Origin of the sequence: Nocardia ignorata NBRC 108230, from assembly GCF_001612905.1 — a bacterium.
Taxonomy (GTDB): Bacteria; Actinomycetota; Actinomycetes; order Mycobacteriales; family Mycobacteriaceae; genus Nocardia; species Nocardia ignorata.
This window is the reverse complement of record NZ_BDBI01000012.1, coordinates 385,632-402,229: the sequence shown is the minus strand read 5'-3', so window position 1 is coordinate 402,229 and position 16,598 is coordinate 385,632. Positions and strand designations below refer to the sequence as shown.

Sequence of the window (16,598 nt, the reverse complement as noted above, 5' to 3'; positions counted from 1 at the left end):
CGTTTCCTTGTCTTCAGAGTCCGGCGAGTACGTCACGAATCGCGGCGACGCCCGCGGTGGCCTCGGCGTCGGTGATGACGCAGGGCGGCACCACGTGCAGGCGGTTGTCGGCGATGAACGGGAGCACGCCGCGTTCGAGCAGACCGGTTTTGAGCTTGCCCATGGTCGCGGCGGGGACGGGTGTTCGGGTGTGCTGGTCGGCGACGAGTTCGAGTGCCCAGAACACGCCTTCGCCGCGTACCTCGCCGATGACGGGGAAGTCGTCGGCGAGGGCTCGTAGTGCGGGACCGAGGGTTTCGCGGCCGACGCGCTCGGCGTTGGCGACGATGCCCTCGGATGCCATGGCGTCGAGTGCGGCGACGATGGAGGCGGCGGCCAGGGGGTGACCGCTGTAGGTGAGGCCGCCGGGGAACACGGTGTCGTCGAAGGTGTGTGCCACGGGGTCGGAGATGATGACGCCGCCGACCGGGACGTAACCGGAGTTCACGCCCTTGGCGAAGGTGATCAGATCGGGGACGACATCGTGGCGGGAGAACGCGAACCAGGCGCCGGTGCGCCCGAAGCCTGCCATCACCTCGTCGAGGATGAGCAGGATGCCGTAGCGGTCGGCGAGCTGGCGCACACCGGCGAGGTAGCCCGGCGGTGGGACGAGCACACCGGCGGTTCCGGGCACGCTTTCGAGCAGGATGGCCGCGATGGAGGCGGGGCCTTCGCACTGGATGACCCGTTCCAGGTGGTGCAGGGCGCGTTCGCATTCCTGTTCGGCGGTCTCGGACCAGAATTCGCTGCGGTACAGGTAGGGGCCGAAGAAGTGGACGTGCCCGCGGGCGAATTCGTTGGGTACGCGCCGCCAGTCGCCGGTGGCGACCACGGCGGCGCCGGTGTTGCCGTGGTAGGAGCGGTAGGTGGAGAGCACCTTGTCGCGGCCGGTGTGCAGGCGGGCCATCCGGATGGCGTTCTCGATGGCGTCGGCGCCGCCGTTGGTGAAGAAGACCTTGTCGAAGCCGGCCGGCGCCAGAGCTGAGATGCGCTGTGCCGCTTGTCCTCTGGCGAGGTTGGCGGTGGCGGGGGAGATGGTGGTGAGCTGGGCGGCCTGCTCGGCGATGGCCCGGGTGACGGCCGGGTGCTGGTGGCCGATATTGACGTTGACGAGTTGGCTGGACAGGTCGAGGTATTCGCGGCCGGCGTGGTCCCACACGGTGCAGCCGCGTCCGCCCGCGATGACGAGTGGTTGCAGTGCGGCCTGGGCGGACCAGGAGTGGAAGACGTGGTCGCGGTCGAGCCGGTAGGCCAGGGCGTCGAGGTCGGTCGCGGTGTCGGCGGCGGTCATGATGCCGCCTTCATCGCGGTGACGTGTTTGGTCATGCCGGGGATGACGGTTTCGCCGTAGACGCGCATGGTCTCCTCCTTGTTGTCGTGTTGGAGATAGCCCGCGAACTGGTCGACACCGAGTTCGGCGAGGCGCTGCAGCTTCTTCAGATGTTCTTCGGCGGTGCCGAGGACACAGAACCGGTCGACGATGTCGTCGGTGACGAAGGCGGCGTGGGTGTTGCCCGCGCGGCCGTGCTGGTTGTAGTCGTAGCCTTCGCGACCGGCGATATAGTCGGTCAAAGCCGGTGGAACGGAACCGGTTTCGCCGTAACGGGCGACGATGTCGGCGACGTGGTTGCCGACCATGCCGCCGAACCAGCGGCACTGGTCACGCATGTGGGACCAGTCGGTGCCGATGTACATGGGTGCGGCCACGCAGATCTTGACCGCGTCGGGGTCGCGCCCGGCGGCGACGGCCGCGTCCTTGACGGTGCGGATCATCCATTCGGCGATATCGAGGTCGGCGAGCTGGAGGATGAACCCGTCGGCGACCTCACCGGTGAGCTGGAGGGCTTTGGGCCCGTAGGCGGCGACCCACACATCGAGGGTCGAGCCGGTGCTCCATGGGAACTGCAGTACGCGTCCGTCGACCTCGACGGGGCGGGAGTTGGCGAGTTCCTTGATGACGCGGATGGATTCACGCAGGGTCGCCAGGGTGGTCGGTTTGCCGCCACCCACCCGGACCGCGGAGTCGCCGCGGCCGATGCCGCAGATGGTGCGGTTGCCGTAGGCCTCGTTGAGGGTGGCGTAGGTGGAGGCGGTGACCGTCCAGTCGCGGGTGGCGGGGTTGGTGACCATCGGGCCGACGGTGATGCGTTTGGTCTCGTTGAGGATCTGGCTGTAGAGCACGTACGGTTCCTGCCACAGGATGTGGGAGTCGAACGTCCACAGGTGGCTGAAGCCGTGTGCTTCGGCGAGTTTGGCCAGGTGCACCGTGCGCGCCGCAGGCGGGTCGCACTGCAGGACCGCTCCGAATTGCATGGTGGCTCCCTAGATGAGGTATTGACAGGGGTCGCGTCGGACGAAACGTCCGTCGCCTTTGCGGCCGAGGTAGGTGTTGTCGTCGACGACGACCTTGCCTCGGGAGAGCACGGTGTCGACGTGGCCGTCGATCTCGTAGCCCTCCCAGGCGGAGTGGTCCATGTTCATGTGGTGGGTGGCGTCGACGCCGATGGAGGTGTGGCCCTTGGGGTCGTAGATCACCACGTCGGCGTCGGCGCCGGGGGCAAGGACGCCCTTGCGGCCGTAGAGACCGAACATGCGCGCGGGGGTGGTCGCGGTGATCTCCACCCAGCGTTCGAGGCTGATCTTGCCGTCGACCACACCCTGGTACATGAGATCCATGCGGTGTTCGACGGAGCCGATGCCGTTGGGGATCTTGGAGAAGTCGCCGATGCCCATGTCCTTCTGGCCCTTCATGCAGAAGGGGCAGTGATCGGTGGACACCATCTGCAGGTCGTTGGTGCGCAACGCCTGCCACGCTTCGTCCTGGTGGTGGTCGTGCTTGGAACGCAGCGGCGTGGAACACACCCATTTGGCGCCCTCGAAACCCGGCGCGCCCAGCTGGTCCTCCAACGACAGGTACAGGTACTGCGGGCAGGTTTCGCCGAAGACGTTCTGGCCGCGGTCGCGGGCGGCGGCGAGCTGCGCGACGGCCTGCTTGGCCGATACGTGCACCACATACAGCGGCGCGCCGGTGAGTTTGGCGAGCATGATCGCCCGGTGGGTGGCCTCTTCCTCGAGCTCCCAGGCGCGCGCGATGCCGTGGTAGTAGGGGTCGGTCTTGCCCTGGGCGAGCAGCTGGCCGACGAGCACGTCGATCGCGGGCCCGTTCTCGGCGTGCATCATGGTGAGCAGGCCGGTGTCGGCGCCGGTCTGCATGGCGCGCAGGATCTGGGCGTCGTCGCTGTAGAACACGCCGGGGTAGGCCATGAACAGTTTGAAGCTGCTGATGCCTTCGCCGGGCAGTTCGTGCATGGCGCGCAGGGATTCGTCGTTGACGTCGCCGATGATCTGGTGGAACGAGTAGTCGATCGCGCATTCGCCCGCGGCCATGTCGTGCCAGGTCTGCAGGCTGTCCTGGACCCGCTCACCGAATTTCTGGACGGCGAAGTCGATGATGGTGGTCGTCCCGCCCCAGGCGGCGGCGCGGGTGCCGGTTTCGAAGGTGTCGGCGGCGGTGGTGCCGCCGAAGGGCATCGACATGTGGGTGTGGGCGTCGATGCCGCCGGGGATGACGTATTTGCCGGTCGCGTCGATCACGCGGTCGACCGTTTCCGTCAGATTCGCGCCGAGGACGGTGCTGCCGGGTTCGAGGAGGGCGACGATGCGTTCACCGTCGATGAGCACATCGGCCGCGCCGCGCCCGGTCGCCGAGACGACGGTGCCGCCGGTGATCAATGTTGTTGCCACGGTGATCCTTTCCGGCTCAGGGCGCCACGATCGAGGAGTAGGAGTCGGGGCGGCGGTCGCGGTAGAACTGCCAGTCGCCACGCACCTCGCGCACCACGTCGAGGTCGATCTCGCGGATCACCAGTTCCTCGGTGCCGGTGGATGCGACCTCGCCGACGAAATTGCCGCGCGGGTCGACGAAGTAGGAGCTGCCGTAGAAGGTCACCGCGTCGTCGCCGAATTCGTCGCTCTCGGTGCCGATCCGGTTGTTGGCGGCGATGAAGTACTGATTGGCGGCCGCCGCGGCCGGCTGTTCGAGTTCCCAGAGCCGGTTGGACAGGCCGGGTTTGGTGGCCGAGGGGTTGAAGACGAGTTCGGCGCCGGCCAGGCCGAGGGCGCGCCAGCCTTCGGGGAAGTGGCGGTCGTAGCAGATGTAGACGCCGATCTTGCCGACGGCGGTGTCGAACACCGGGTAGCCGAGGTTGCCGGGGCGGAAGTAGAACTTCTCCCAGAAGCTGGGCAGGTGGGGGATGTGGTGCTTGCGGTATTTGCCCAGGTAGGTGCCGTCGGCGTCGATCACGGCGGCGGTGTTGTAGAGGACACCGGGCTGGTCTTCCTCGTACACCGGCAGCACGATCACGATGTTGTGCTCCCGCGCCAGGGTGGCGAACCGTTCGGTGGTGGGGCCCGGCACCGATTCGGCGTATTCGTAGTACTTCTTGTCCTGCACGTTGCCGAAATACGGCCCGTAGAACAGTTCCTGGAAGCAGATCACCTGAACGCCTTCGGCGGCTGCCTGCTCCACGAACTTCTCATGTTTGGCGAGCATCGATTCTTTGTCGCCGGTCCAGGTGGCCTGTGTGATGGCTGCTTTGATGATCGTCACCGGTCGATCTCCTGCCTAGGATTTGGGTTATGTTATCGTCAGCACTAAACATTTCTTGAATGTTTCACCCAATGCCGGGAAGTGTAAATCTCGAGGGGCCGACGGCGAGGGAAAAGTGGACAAGAAGATCCGGATCGATGATCCGACGCCCGCCGGGATCGCCGGTGCGATCGCCCGGCTCATCACCAGTGGCGAATTGCGCCCGGGTGATCGGCTCCCCACGGTGCGCGAACTGTCCGCGCAGCTGGGAGTGAGTCCGGCGACCGTGAGCCACGGGTGGCGGGCGTTGGCCCAGGCCGGGCTGGTTGTTTCCAAGGGGCGCAGCGGAACCTTCGTCACCGGGGTGCCTCGTGCGGCTCCGACGCGTGCGGGCGGGATGACCGGTGGGGCCGAGTCCGCGCGCCTGGATCTGTCGCTCGGCACGCCCGATCCCGCCCTGCTCCCCGAGATCGGATCGCTTCTCGCGCAGGTGGCCTCGCGCGCCGAGAGCACCGACTATCACCAGCCGCCGGTGGTTCCCGAGCTCGGTCGGCTGCTGCAGGCCGACTGGCCGACGGGGTCGGGTGGGTTGACCGTCGTCGACGGGGCGATGGACGCGGTGGCGCGCAGCCTGGCCGCGGTGGTGCGCTTCGGTGATCGGGTTATCGTCGAGAACCCGACCTTCCCGCATTTCCTCGACTACCTCGACACCATCGGTGTACAGGCCGTCCCGGTGGCGATGGATGAGAACGGTGTGCTGCCGGACGAACTGGCGCGCGCCCTCACGCTCGCGCCCGCCGCCGCCGTCCTGCAGCCGCGTGCCCAGAATCCGACCGGTGCGTCCATGACCGCCGAGCGCGTCGAGACGCTCGCCAGGATCCTCGGTCGCAGCGAGCATCGGTGCATGGTCGTCGAGGACGACCATTCCGGTGCGATCGTCGCCGCCCCCGACATCAGTCTCGGCCGCTGGTTACCCGACCAGGTGCTGCACGTGCGGAGTTTCTCCAAATCCCACGGCCCCGACCTGCGCATCGCCGCCCTTTCGGGCCCCGAGGAGGTGATCGACCGCATCGTCGCCACCCGCATGCTCGGCCCCGGCTGGACCCCGCGCATCCTGCAACGTCTGCTGTACGAACTCCTGCGTGACGACACCGCGAACGGCACTGTCTCGCAAGCACGCACGGAATACGCCGGTCGGCGACGCGCACTCACCGGTGCTTTGAGCCGGCACGGTGTGGCAGTCGCCGACGGGGACGGGCTCAATGCCTGGGTGCCGGTGACGGATGAACGCTCGGCGCTGGTTCACCTGGCGGCCAATGGCATTCGGGTGGCTCCGGGTGGTCCTTTCCTGGTGGGTGAGGAGGCGGGTCAGCCGCAGGCGGTGCGTGTGACCGTCGCGCCGTTGCGGGACGGCATCGACGACGTGGCACGAATCCTCGCCACCGCCGCCCAGCCGCCGCGGCAGTCGGAGTACTTCTCATTGCATACGGGGCGTTGACGGGGCCTGCCCCGCCCTTCTAGGTGAGTTGTCCAACTAACTCTGGACAAAACAGCGGGGTGCTCGCTAATGTCTCCCGTCAGTTAGCTAACTAACTGGTAGGAGATTCCGACTCTGTCGATCGGGATCGCCTCCTGGCTCCACCGCTGAAAGGACCACCATGCCTGTCACCCGTGTACTCGACTCGACCATCTACCACCGTGAAACCGGCACCGGCGCACCGATCGTGTTCCTGCACGGCAACCCGACCTCGTCGTACCTGTGGCGCAATGTTCTGCCCGGCGTCGGCGCCGGTCGCTTGATCGCTCCTGACCTGATCGGCATGGGCGAGTCGGGGAAGCCGGCGATCGACTACAGCTTCGACGACCATGCGCGCTATCTGGATGCCTGGATCGAGGCGATGGGGTTGGACAGTGTGGTGCTCGTCGGTCACGACTGGGGTGGCGCGCTCGCCTTCGACTGGGCGGCACGGCATCCGGATCGAGTGCGCGGGGTCGCGTTCACCGAGACGATCATCAAACCCATGAGCTGGGAGGAGTTCCCCGAAGCCGGTCGGGATCTGTGGCGTGCGATCCGGACCGACGGTGTGGGTGAGTCCATCTTCCTCGAGGATTCGTTCGTCCGAGACGGGCTCGCCACCATCTCGGGTCGGCTCGAGCCCGCCGACCTGGCGGTGTACCAGCGCCCGTTCCCGACGCGGGAGAGCAGAATTCCCGTGCTGCGCTTCGCCCGGTCGATGCCGCTGGACGGAACGCCGACCGATGTCGTCGCGCGCGCCGAAGCGTACGACGAATGGCTCGCGTCCAGCCCGGACGTGCCGAAGCTGATGGTGAACTTCACGCCTGCCTACGGTGCGATGACCGAACCCGCCGTCATCGAATGGTGCGCGAAAACCATTTCCGCCCTGCATATTCAGCAGTACGACGAGGTCGCCGGCCACCACACTCCCGAGGATCAGCCGGATCTGCTGGCGGCTGCCATCTCCGAGTGGCTCGACCGCAACGATCTGCGCCGGCAGGCACTCCATGCCGAGGCGCTGGTCTGACCCTGTGCGCTGCGGTGCCTGCCAGCCACATCGGCTATCCGCAGTAAGGGTGCGCGCCCCCGGCCATCGGATCGAATGCGCCGCCCACGGCAGCCGACTGCCCTTTCGGCGCCGCTTCGAAGAAGACGGACTCACCCACATCGGCCAGTCGAAGGCGAGCGCACCACCCCTGAATCCCACTCGCGGTTCCGGGGTGGGGGCTGGTGGCATTGCCATACTTCGACCATGCAGTCTTCGCACCGCGCGGTCGGTGGCCCAGCGTGTCGGGCCGCTCCTGGGCAGAACACATGAGCGGATGGATCGGGACGATGCTGTTGCGGCCCGGGTTGATGGTGCTGACGGGTGAGGTCGGAACCACGGCGCTGCATGCGCACCACACGGTGCAGATCATGCAGAGCGAGTCCGCGTTCCGTATCGGTGACGCACACGGATCGACCGCGAGCTGCCGGGCCGCGGTGATTCCGCCGAACACCAGCCACCGCGTGGTCGAGGGCACCGCCTCGGCGACATTGATCCACTTGGCGCCCGAAGCGGCGGTGGCGACCGTGCTGTGTCCCGATCCCGCGGATGCGGTCGATGTCTGGGTGCGTCACGGGGCGATGTTCAGCCGCGGCCCGATCGGAATGGCTGCCCTTGTCACCCGCGCGGGCGAGCCCGACCGTAGCGCCCGGCATCCGGCGGTGCGCCGTTCCTTGGCCGATTTGCCCGGGCTCCTCGCCGACGGCCCGGTGCGGCTCGGTGAACTCGCCCAGCGGGCGGGGCTGTCGGAGAGCCGACTGGCGCACCTGTTCTCGGCCGAAGTGGGGCTTCCGTTCCGGGCGTACGTGCGTTGGCTGCGGATGCAGCACGCAATCCGGCTGTTCGCCGCAGGTCGGACCCTCACCGAGGCCGCTCACGGTGCGGGATTCGCCGACAGCGCCCATCTGAACCGCGTCTGCCACAGCATGTTCGGCGCAGCCCCGTCGCACTTCGGGCAGCTGCGGTTGGTGGACGAACTCGACGGTCCGTAGCAGGTTTGTTCAAGCAGGCGCCGAGGTGGACAGCAACGCTGTTGGGAGGCAATCCAACTCAGGAGGTCCCCATGTCCCGCATGCCTGCCGGCGTCCGATCCGCGTTCGAAGCCGAACTGAACCGCGCTCGCCTGACGACTGATATCGATGAGATGTGGCACGCCCTCGAACGGGCCCACATCCTGTCGCAGGAGTGGGCGTGGCCGCACACGCGCGCCCACTGGGAGATGCTGCGGCTCGCGATCCGATCCCGCGACCGCCGCGAAGTCGTCGGCCAGGTCCTTCGACTCGCCTTCGGTGGCATCGCATCCGCGACCGGTCGGGCACCACTGGGCAACAACGGTCGATCCGATATCGGCCCGTTCACGCCGATGCCCATCCCGGAAGATCTCATGGCCATACTCTCCGCGGGTGCGACCACACCCCGATGACGAAGGTACGGCCGTTCGGGTGAGCGGCTCCGCGGGGCACCCGGTGCGCGTCGGTCAGCGTGTCAGAGGCCGAGTTTGGTGACGGCGTTGTCTTCGAGGGGGTTGGCGGTGCGGATGTAGCCGTGGACGGTTCGGGGGTTGGACCAGCGGCCCTGGCGCATGATTTCGCGGTCGCTGGCGCCGCCGAGGGCGGCTTGGGTGGCGAAACCGGCGCGTAGGGAGTGGCCGGAGAACAGGTCGGGGTCGAGGCCTGCGCGGGCGGCGTAGCGTTTGACCAGTTCGGCGACGGCGCGGCCGGACAGGGCGGTGGGGGCGATGGTGCCGTGCCGGTTGACGGTGGGGAACAAGGGGCGGTGGGGGTCGCCGCTCAGGGTGGTTCCGGTGAAGCCGTGGCAGCGGTGGATGGTGGTGTCGGTGATCGGGTTCGCGGTGACCCAAGCGCGCAGATCAACTGTGCTGGCACGGGTTTCGAGGAGCTGCACCCAGTCGGCGAAGGCGCAGACGGGGCAGGTGTGCGGGTGTTTGCCGCGTGGCAGAGCGACGCGCTGTTCGCTCGCACCGGTCGGGTCGGTTTTGGTGGTCGGCAGGTGCACGATCAGCAGTGGTTCACCGGTGTGGTGATCGGTGCGTACCTGGACATCGCCGATGCGCAGGGCGGCCAGTTCGCTGCGTCGCAGCGCACCGGCGAAACCGACCAGCAGGGCGAGGGCGTCGCGGCGGCGGGCCGGTTCGGTGGGCCAGCCGGGGGCGGGGAGTTCGGCGAGGAGCTGTTCGAGGGTGTGCAGCAGGACCGGGCGTTTGCGGGTCGGTGGGGTGCGGCGGGTGCGCCGGATGCCACGCAGGGTGAGGCGCACGACGTCGGACCTGGTTGGGGACGGCAAACCGTTGGCCGCGTGCACGGCGGCGATAGCGGCGGATTTGCGGTCGAGGGTGGCGGGGCTGAATGCCCACGTGCCGTTCTCGCGGCGGGCGTCGGCGACCGCGGCCAGATACACCGCCACGTCCAGGGGGTCGGCGGGCAGCGCCTGTCGGTGTTCGCCCGCGCACCAGCCCGCCCACGCGATCCAGTCGGTGCGGTAGGCGCGCAAGGTGTTGGCCGACTGTGATGCCTCGAGATAGCGGCGCAGCGCACTCGCTTGGTCGTCGTCGAAGCGTTCGCCGACGAGCCGTAGTGCGGCGGCGTCGATCAGGACGCTGCGCACGCCGCGGCGTAGTTCGGTGCGGACCCGTTCGGGTAGCACGACCGCCTCGCTCACCGCTGCCCTCCTCGCCCGCGTCGTCGCCGCTGATCTACGGCGCGCCCAGCTTAATCCGGGGTCAGGGTAGTTCCTCGAGTTCGGCGAGCTTGGTGTGGATGAACGCGGCGAGGCGGTGCTTGGCCGCGCCGGTGAGGAAGCTGGTGTCGCCGAGGCGAGGGAACCCGTCGTCCGCCGATGCCGTGGGTTCGGGGGTGTCGGTATCGCCGACCAGTTCGAGACGTGCCGGATGCTGCTGGGGGAGAGGAACATTCGGTTCGTCCGGTTCTGTCTGCTCTGCTCCGGTACGTACCATGACTCGAACAATAACGTTGTGGTCACGGCCGTTGCCAACACGATAGGCCACGGAGTGATAACAGACACGTTTTGTTCGGATTTGCGTAATAAGTCCGGTTTCAGGAGGCTCGGGCCTGCTGAGTGGTCGCGCGCACGTACCCGGCGACCGGGCTCAACCGCAGCACATCCGGCATCCGGCGGGTTACCGCGTGCGGGCCGATGAACCGCACCCGCCCGGTGTGCTGGGCGTGCGTCAGCGGCAACCGGCCGAGCCACACCTCGTACAAACCCGCCACGTCGGCGCTGATGGTGACATCGACCGGATATCCCGGATCCGTCTCGCACACCGACGCCGCGCCGGCCTCGACCACGATCCAGAACCGGCGCGGATCGTCGGTGAACCGGACCGCGAGCACCTGACGGCGACCCGGCAGTTGTGTGGTGTCGAGGCGGTTGTGCATCCACCACACGAGCAGGGCCGCGTCGCGTTCATCGGGGCGTGGTTCGCCGAAGGTCCAGCGCGCACCCCACTCGCCGAGGCCGAACAGGATCGGTTCCAGGTCCCGGCCCGCCTCGGTGAGCACGTACTCGGTGCCGAGCTTGGCGACCAGACCCGCGCGTTCGAACTGGCGCAGCCGTTTGGCCAGCAGGCTGCGCGACAGGCCGGGCAGGCCTCGGGCGAGGTCGTTGAACCGGGTGGTGCCGAGGAACAGGTCGCGGGCGATGAGCAGCGACCAGCGTTCACCGAGCACGTCGAGGGCGCGTGAAATGGGGCAGTACTGGGCGTAGCTGGGGGTTGTGCTCGTCATCATCACCTCACCGACGGGGTCCAGATACTGGACCGGGGAAGTCCACTTTCTGGACTATCCGGTTATCGCGCCCGTCCCTACCTTTCGAAACATGACTTCCACGATTACTTCCGCAACCGACCGGGTCGCCCTGGCCCGCACGATCGGTGAAACCCTGCGCACCGAGGTCGCCGAGCGCGACCGCACCGGCGAGATCTCCGTCGCCGCCTTCGACCTGCTGCGCTCCTCCGGGCTCTCGGCCGCGCTCGTTCCGGCCGAATTCGGGGGCGGCGGGGCAACGCATACCGAAATGGGGGCTGTGCTGCGTGAGCTCGGCGCTCACGATCCGTCGACGGCGGTGGCGTTCGCGATGCATTCGCATCTGGTCGCCGCGCAGGTGTGGCGGCACAAGCACGGTATCGATGCCTCCGGCGTGTTCGCGAAGGTTGTCGGAGGGGCGATTCTCGTCAGTACCGGCGCCTCGGACTGGGTGGATTCCAACGGAATGGCCGTGCCGGTGGACGGCGGGTACCGGGTGAGTGCGCGCAAAGCGCCCGCGAGCGGATGCGAGGCGGGCGACGTGCTCGTCACCAGCGTCCGCCTCGAAGGAAACCAGGTGCTGCACTGTGCGATCCCGATGTCGGCCATCGGTGTTCGGATCGAGAAGACTTGGGACACATTGGGTTTGCGGGCCAGCGGATCGCACACCGTGGTCCTCGACGAGGTGTTCGTGCCCGAGGCGGCGGTGTCGCTGATCCGGCCCGCCGGTGCGTGGCCCACCGTGCTGAATGTCGTGATGGGCGCCGCCCTGCCCCTGATCCTGGCCGCCTACCTCGGTATCGCCGACGCGGCGGTCGCCCTGACCGCCCACCTGCTGCGCGGGCGCGCCGACGACCACACCCTGCAAACCGCGGGCGAGATGCTCAACGCCCACACCACCGCCGACGACCTCGTCACCGCCATGTTCACCGACGCCGACGACCTCACCTTCCCCAACACCGACGCCTACGCCGCCCGCGCCCTCAGCCGCAAAACCGTCGCCGCCGAAGCCCTGATCAGCACCGTCCGCCTGGCCGTCGAAACCACCGGCGGCGCCGGTTACTCCCGCACCTGCGACCTCGAACGTCTGTACCGCGATGTCCTCGGCTGCCAATTCCACCCCCTGCCACGCGCCAAACAAACACGCTTCAGCGGCCGCGTCCTCCTCGGCCACACGCCGATCGACTGCTAGCGCCGCACGAATGTAATTGCGTGGCGGAACGCGGAGCTGGTGTAATCGGCCGGTGATGATGTTCGCGCAGCGGTGGTGGCCGGTCTTCTAGCGGCCCCTTGTTGTGCTCGGCCGCCCCGGAGGCGGCCAGATCTGTCGTAACGACCTCTGTTCCGGTTCGGGCGGTCCCGGAACGGAGAGGTCGACCATGATCGACAACAAGAAGCCGGCCACCGAGGGTTTCGGTGAGATTCTCGTCAGTTCACGTTCGTTGGCCGAGTATCGGGCGATGTTCGCGCTGACCGAACGCGACCTGCGACGCCGAATCCTCGACTGTCCCGGTGGTGCGGCGAGTTTTACCGCCGAGATGTCCGAGTTCGGCGCAGACGTGATGGCCTGTGACGTCGCCTATTTCGCGGACGGATTGGCGCGGGTGGCCTCGACCGCTGTCACCGAGGCCGATCGCGGCAACAGGTATGTGCGCGCCCACGCCGAGGAGTATCGCTGGACCTTCTTCGCCGGTCCGGACGAACATCGTCGTGCCCGGCGTGATTCGGCCGAGCGGTTCGTCGCGCACGCCGGGACGACGCCCGACCGCTATGTCGCTGCCCGGTTGCCGGTGCTGCCTTTCGCCGACGACTCTTTCGATCTCGTGCTCAGCTCGCATCTGCTGTTCAGTTACGCCGACGACCTCGGGCACGAGTTCCACCGCCGCGCCATCGTCGAACTGCTGCGAGTCGGTGCTGAGGTCCGGGTCTTTCCGCTGCTCGGGGTGGGGGCCGCGACGCCGTACGCGCGGCTGGGAGAACTGATCGCGGAGTTGGGCCGAGACGGGGTCGACAGCCGGATAGTGGCAGTCGATTACGAGTTCCAGGCGGGCGCGGACCAGATGCTGGTGTGTACCGCGCGGTGACGGGTTGGGATCGGTGCGAGCGGTTATTCGCGAACCATGATTACCAACCGAGCGATTCTGATGATTGCGGTGTCGACGGTCGCGGTGGCCGGATGTGGGGAGCAGGAGGTAGGGGAGGACTCGTCGCACGCGCGAGGGAGTGCGGGGCGGGTAGGGGCGATAACCGTGCAGAATGCGTACCTCGTTCCGGCATCGGCGTCGGAAACGTGTGTTATCGCCGCTGATGAACCGGCTGAGTTGTCGTTCACCGCCACCAACAACGGCGAGGCAGCGGACCGGCTCACCGGGATCCAGACCGACGCCGCGGCCATGGTGCGGCTGCCCGAGGACCCCGAAGCGCTGGTCCTGCCCGCCGAAGGAGGGTTGGCCGCCGGGCAGCCGATCGAACAACCTGCCACCACAGAACCGATCACGGTGCACGTCGAGCAGCTTGCCGACTGGGTGCGTCCCGGACGCAACGTGGACATGCGCTTCACCTTCGAAGGCGCCGGAACACTCGACCTGGCCGTGCCTGTCGATGCTTGCCCCACCCAGCAGTCCCCCTGATCGGTCCGTTTGAAACGGCGACCGCCGGGCATCGCGCGAATGTGGCAGATGTGGATCGGATCGCCGAGCCCTGGGGTTCACGCACGCCCTATGGTTCCGGCCGGCAATGGCCGGTCCGGGTGGACACCTATCTCGAGCCCGGTATCGATGAGCACGACGTCGATGCCTGGGTGCAATCGGCGTCGGTACTGCATTCCAACGGCGACGGCCTGGACATCGCGGTCCGTGACGGGCGCGTGGTCGGTGTGCGCGGGCGCGCCGTGGATCGGGTGAATCACGGCAGGCTCGGGCCCAAGGATCTGTTCGGTTGGCAGGCCAACAGTTCCGTGGACCGGTTGACGGTGCCGCTGATCCGCCGCGACGGCCGCTTGGTGGAAACGGATTGGGACACCGCGATGGCGGCCATGGTCGACCGGGCCAGGCAGCTACTGGCCGAGCGCGGCCCCAGCTCGATCGGTTTCTACACCAGTGGCCAGCTGTTTCTCGAGGAGTACTACACGCTGGCCCTGATCGGGCACGGCGGGATCGGCACCAACCACATGGACGGCAACACCCGGTTGTGCACGGCGACCGCCGCAGCGGCGTTGAAACAGTCGTTCGCCTGCGACGGGCAACCCGGTTCCTACACCGACATCGACCACGCCGACGTCATCGCCCTCTACGGGCACAACATGGCCGAAACTCAGACAGTGCTGTGGTCACGGGTGCTCGACCGGCTGGCCGGACCGAACCCACCCGCGATCGTGTGCGTCGACCCGCGCGAAACCCCGGTCGCACGCCTCGCGACGGTGCATCTGGCTCCGCGACCGGGGACCAATGTGATGCTGATGAACGGGCTACTGAACGAAATTGTGCACAACGAGTGGATCGACCACGACTACATCACCGCCCACACCGTCGGTTTCGAGGAGCTGCGGGCCCGGATCGCGCAATATCCGGCCGACGAAGTTGCCCATGTGTGTGACGTCCCGGTCGACGACCTGAGGGCGGCGGCGCGCCTGCTCGGTCGTGCGGAGCGGTTGTTGTCCACGGTGCTGCAAGGGTTCTACCAATCGCATCAGGCCACCGCGGCGGCCGTGCAGGTCGACAACGTGCACCTGGTGCGGGGCATGCTCGGCAAGCCGGGGTGCGGGATCTTGCAGATGAACGGGCAGCCGACCGCACAGAACACCCGCGAATGCGGCGCCGACGGTGATCTGCCCGCATTCCGAAACTGGGCCAACGACGCCCATGTCGAGGAGTTGGCCCGGATCTGGAATATCGACCCGATGCGCATTCCGCACTACACCGCCCCGACTCATCTGATGCAGATGATGCGCTACGTCGAGGACGGTTCGCTGCGGTGGTTGCACGTCAGCGGAACCAACCCCGCCGTGTCGTTGCCCGAACTGGCCCGGGTGCGCCAGATCCTCCGCCAGGATCGGTTGTTCCTGGTCGTGCAGGACATGTTCCTGTCCGAGACAGCGCAGCTGGCCGATGTCGTGTTGCCGGTGGCGGGGTGGGGTGAGAAGACCGGCACCTTCACCAATGTCGACCGGACGGTGCACCTGTCGGAGAAGGCGGTCGATCCACCGGGGCAGGCACGCTCGGATCTGGAGATCTTCCTCGATTTCGCCGACCGGCTCGGCCTGACCGACAAAGACGGTGCGCCACTGGTGAAGTGGCGCACCCCGGAAGAGGCGTTCGAGGCGTGGAAGCGGTGCACCGAGGGACGCCCCTGCGACTACACGGGGTTGTCCTACGACAAGTTGCGCGGCGGCAGCGGCATCCAGTGGCCGTGCAACGACGAATACCCCGACGGCACCGAGCGTCTCTACACCGACGGGCGATTCTTCAGCGCACCACAGGTGTGTGAGAGCTATGGCCGCGATCTGGTGACCGGCGCCCCACTCGAACCCACCGAGTACCGTGCGATGAACCCCCTGGGCAAGGCGATCATCAAAGCCGCCGAGTATCTGCCGCCCCACGAAACGGTCTCCGAGGAGTACCCGTATCACCTGATCACCGGGCGCACCCTGTACCACTTCCACACCAGAACCAAGACCGGGCGGGTACCGCAACTGCAGGACGCCGCGCCCGAGGTGTGGGTGGAGATGTCGGAGCACGACGCCTACGCCAACGAGTACCGCGAGGGTGACCTGCTGGAGGTCGGCACCGCCCGTGGGTCGGTGCGAGCGCGGTTGCGGGTCAGTGGAATTCGGCCGGGCGTGCTGTTCGTGCCCTTTCACTACGGGTACTGGGACACCCCGGCCGGGCACGAACCCGGCGACGGCGACCCTCGCGCCGCGAACGAACTCACCATCACCGATTGGGATCCAGCCTCCAAGCAGCCGCTGTTCAAAGCGGGCGCCGCACGGGTGGAGCGCGTCGCCGCGAGTGAGGGCGTGCCGTCCGCGGCACCGACAACCACCGCCTCGCGGCCGGTGCGCGCCGGGGTCACGCAGACAACGGGCGGTCCCGCCGGGACCGCCGACGAGATGATCGGAGAAGTGGTGTGAGCAAGATCGGCTTGGCGCTGCGCGAACTGCACAGCGCGGAGAACGACCTGGCCGCCCAGCTGCTGCACGCCTCGGACCGGCACAAGGTCGACCACGAGATCTTTTACCTCGGCCGCGATCTGGCCCGCTGGTCGCAGCGCCACGTCAGCGAATTGGCCCGCGTCGGTCGCGACTACGGCCTCGATCTCGACCCGGAACCGGCCGACGACACCACCATCCTGAGCACTCTGCGGCAGAAGGGCAGCGAGCTGCTCGGCCGCCACCACACCCCCGGCTTGTTGTTGTTGCGGGATCTGCGCGAGATCCATCGCACCGCGGCCGGGGTCTCGCTCGATTGGGAGATCCTGGCCCAGACCGCGCAGGCACTGGGCGACCGGGAACTCCTCGGCCTCGCGAAACGCTGTCATCCGGATACGTTGCGTCAAATGCGTTGGGCCAACTCGGAATTGAAGGAGAACGCCGCTCAGATCATGGTGACGCCCTGACCGAGGCGGCGATCT

General features: G+C 67.4%; 16 protein-coding genes. 9 read left to right on the top strand and 7 right to left on the bottom strand.

Going from position 1 to position 16,598, the window contains the following annotated elements; translation table 11 throughout:
* Positions 1-13 precede the first annotated feature (13 nt).
* The 4 genes from NI2_RS12960 to NI2_RS12945 are packed head-to-tail and all read right to left on the bottom strand — an operon-like array spanning position 14 to position 4,642.
* Entirely contained in the window at positions 14-1,330 is a 1,317-nt protein-coding gene (locus NI2_RS12960) for an aspartate aminotransferase family protein (protein ID WP_067490174.1), read from the bottom strand.
* Positions 1,327-2,352: a TIGR03842 family LLM class F420-dependent oxidoreductase gene (locus NI2_RS12955; RefSeq protein WP_067490171.1), complete on the bottom strand. Its 1,026-nt coding sequence runs from the start codon at positions 2,350-2,352 to the stop codon at positions 1,327-1,329. Before NI2_RS12955 ends, NI2_RS12960 begins: the two co-directional genes overlap by 4 nt.
* Positions 2,353-2,361: 9 nt before the next feature.
* Positions 2,362-3,783 (bottom strand): dihydropyrimidinase, encoded by a 1,422-nt coding sequence (gene hydA / locus NI2_RS12950; protein WP_067490168.1) that lies wholly within the window; start codon positions 3,781-3,783, stop codon positions 2,362-2,364.
* 16 nt (positions 3,784-3,799) lie between these two features.
* Positions 3,800-4,642, bottom strand: coding sequence for a nitrilase-related carbon-nitrogen hydrolase (locus NI2_RS12945; RefSeq protein WP_174552205.1), 843 nt, complete (start codon positions 4,640-4,642; stop codon positions 3,800-3,802).
* Positions 4,643-4,763: 121 nt separating this feature from the next.
* Here NI2_RS12945 and NI2_RS12940 point away from each other — a divergent pair, with 121 nt between their 5' ends.
* The 4 genes from NI2_RS12940 (at position 4,764) to NI2_RS12925 (ending at position 8,611) form a co-directional block, all read left to right on the top strand.
* The gene (locus NI2_RS12940; RefSeq protein ID WP_067490162.1) at positions 4,764-6,125 is read left to right on the top strand and encodes an aminotransferase-like domain-containing protein; all 1,362 of its coding nucleotides are present in this window, start codon (positions 4,764-4,766) and stop codon (positions 6,123-6,125) included.
* Between the two features lie 160 nt (positions 6,126-6,285).
* A complete protein-coding gene (locus tag NI2_RS12935) occupies positions 6,286-7,170 on the top strand; it encodes a haloalkane dehalogenase (RefSeq protein WP_067490159.1) in 885 nt (294 codons plus the stop codon).
* 287 nt (positions 7,171-7,457) lie between these two features.
* Positions 7,458-8,180, top strand: coding sequence for a helix-turn-helix transcriptional regulator (locus NI2_RS12930; RefSeq protein ID WP_067490155.1), 723 nt, complete (start codon positions 7,458-7,460; stop codon positions 8,178-8,180).
* A 71-nt stretch (positions 8,181-8,251) separates the two neighbouring features.
* Complete coding sequence (locus tag NI2_RS12925) at positions 8,252-8,611, top strand: DUF3703 domain-containing protein (RefSeq protein ID WP_067490152.1); 360 nt, start codon at positions 8,252-8,254, stop codon at positions 8,609-8,611.
* A 62-nt stretch (positions 8,612-8,673) separates the two neighbouring features.
* Here NI2_RS12925 and NI2_RS12920 read toward each other — a convergent pair whose 3' ends face one another.
* The 3 genes from NI2_RS12920 to NI2_RS12910 all read right to left on the bottom strand — a co-directional run bounded on the left by NI2_RS12920 (position 8,674) and on the right by NI2_RS12910 (position 10,952).
* On the bottom strand, positions 8,674-9,867 hold the full coding sequence (locus NI2_RS12920; protein WP_067490149.1) for a site-specific integrase: 1,194 nt from the start codon (positions 9,865-9,867) through the stop codon (positions 8,674-8,676).
* 61 nt (positions 9,868-9,928) lie between these two features.
* Positions 9,929-10,162, bottom strand: a complete 234-nt coding sequence (locus NI2_RS12915; protein WP_067490147.1) for a hypothetical protein — start codon at positions 10,160-10,162, stop codon at positions 9,929-9,931.
* 100 nt (positions 10,163-10,262) lie between these two features.
* On the bottom strand, positions 10,263-10,952 hold the full coding sequence (locus tag NI2_RS12910; protein ID WP_067490417.1) for a winged helix-turn-helix transcriptional regulator: 690 nt from the start codon (positions 10,950-10,952) through the stop codon (positions 10,263-10,265).
* 91 nt (positions 10,953-11,043) lie between these two features.
* Between NI2_RS12910 and NI2_RS12905 the strand changes: the two genes are divergently transcribed.
* The 5 genes from NI2_RS12905 to NI2_RS12885 all read left to right on the top strand — a co-directional run bounded on the left by NI2_RS12905 (position 11,044) and on the right by NI2_RS12885 (position 16,583).
* Positions 11,044-12,162: an acyl-CoA dehydrogenase family protein gene (locus tag NI2_RS12905; RefSeq protein ID WP_067490144.1), complete on the top strand. Its 1,119-nt coding sequence runs from the start codon at positions 11,044-11,046 to the stop codon at positions 12,160-12,162.
* A gap of 187 nt (positions 12,163-12,349) precedes the next feature.
* Positions 12,350-13,054 (top strand): class I SAM-dependent methyltransferase, encoded by a 705-nt coding sequence (locus tag NI2_RS12900; protein WP_067490141.1) that lies wholly within the window; start codon positions 12,350-12,352, stop codon positions 13,052-13,054.
* Between the two features lie 36 nt (positions 13,055-13,090).
* Entirely contained in the window at positions 13,091-13,600 is a 510-nt protein-coding gene (locus tag NI2_RS35870; protein ID WP_503826289.1) for a copper chaperone PCu(A)C domain-containing protein, read from the top strand.
* A gap of 41 nt (positions 13,601-13,641) precedes the next feature.
* Positions 13,642-16,098 carry a molybdopterin oxidoreductase family protein gene (locus tag NI2_RS12890; protein WP_084476385.1) on the top strand — a complete coding sequence of 819 codons (2,457 nt, stop codon included), beginning with the start codon at positions 13,642-13,644 and terminating at the stop codon, positions 16,096-16,098.
* Positions 16,095-16,583 (top strand): hypothetical protein, encoded by a 489-nt coding sequence (locus tag NI2_RS12885; protein WP_067490135.1) that lies wholly within the window; start codon positions 16,095-16,097, stop codon positions 16,581-16,583. The genes NI2_RS12890 and NI2_RS12885 overlap by 4 nt, the downstream gene beginning before the upstream one ends.
* Positions 16,584-16,598: the final 15 nt, after the last annotated feature.

Excerpts from the sequence above, each read along its gene's own strand:
- NI2_RS12960 (WP_067490174.1), bottom strand. The coding sequence starts at position 1,330 with ATGACCGCCGCCGACACCGCGACCGACCTCGACGCCCTGGCCTACCGG.
- NI2_RS12955 (WP_067490171.1), bottom strand. The coding sequence starts at position 2,352 with ATGCAATTCGGAGCGGTCCTGCAGTGCGACCCGCCTGCGGCGCGCACG.
- NI2_RS12935 (WP_067490159.1), top strand. The coding sequence starts at position 6,286 with ATGCCTGTCACCCGTGTACTCGACTCGACCATCTACCACCGTGAAACC.
- NI2_RS12930 (WP_067490155.1), top strand. The coding sequence starts at position 7,458 with ATGAGCGGATGGATCGGGACGATGCTGTTGCGGCCCGGGTTGATGGTG.
- NI2_RS12925 (WP_067490152.1), top strand. The coding sequence starts at position 8,252 with ATGTCCCGCATGCCTGCCGGCGTCCGATCCGCGTTCGAAGCCGAACTG.
- NI2_RS12915 (WP_067490147.1), bottom strand. The coding sequence starts at position 10,162 with ATGGTACGTACCGGAGCAGAGCAGACAGAACCGGACGAACCGAATGTT.
- NI2_RS12910 (WP_067490417.1), bottom strand. The coding sequence starts at position 10,952 with ATGACGAGCACAACCCCCAGCTACGCCCAGTACTGCCCCATTTCACGC.
- NI2_RS12905 (WP_067490144.1), top strand. The coding sequence starts at position 11,044 with ATGACTTCCACGATTACTTCCGCAACCGACCGGGTCGCCCTGGCCCGC.
- NI2_RS12900 (WP_067490141.1), top strand. The coding sequence starts at position 12,350 with ATGATCGACAACAAGAAGCCGGCCACCGAGGGTTTCGGTGAGATTCTC.
- NI2_RS35870 (WP_503826289.1), top strand. The coding sequence starts at position 13,091 with ATGATTACCAACCGAGCGATTCTGATGATTGCGGTGTCGACGGTCGCG.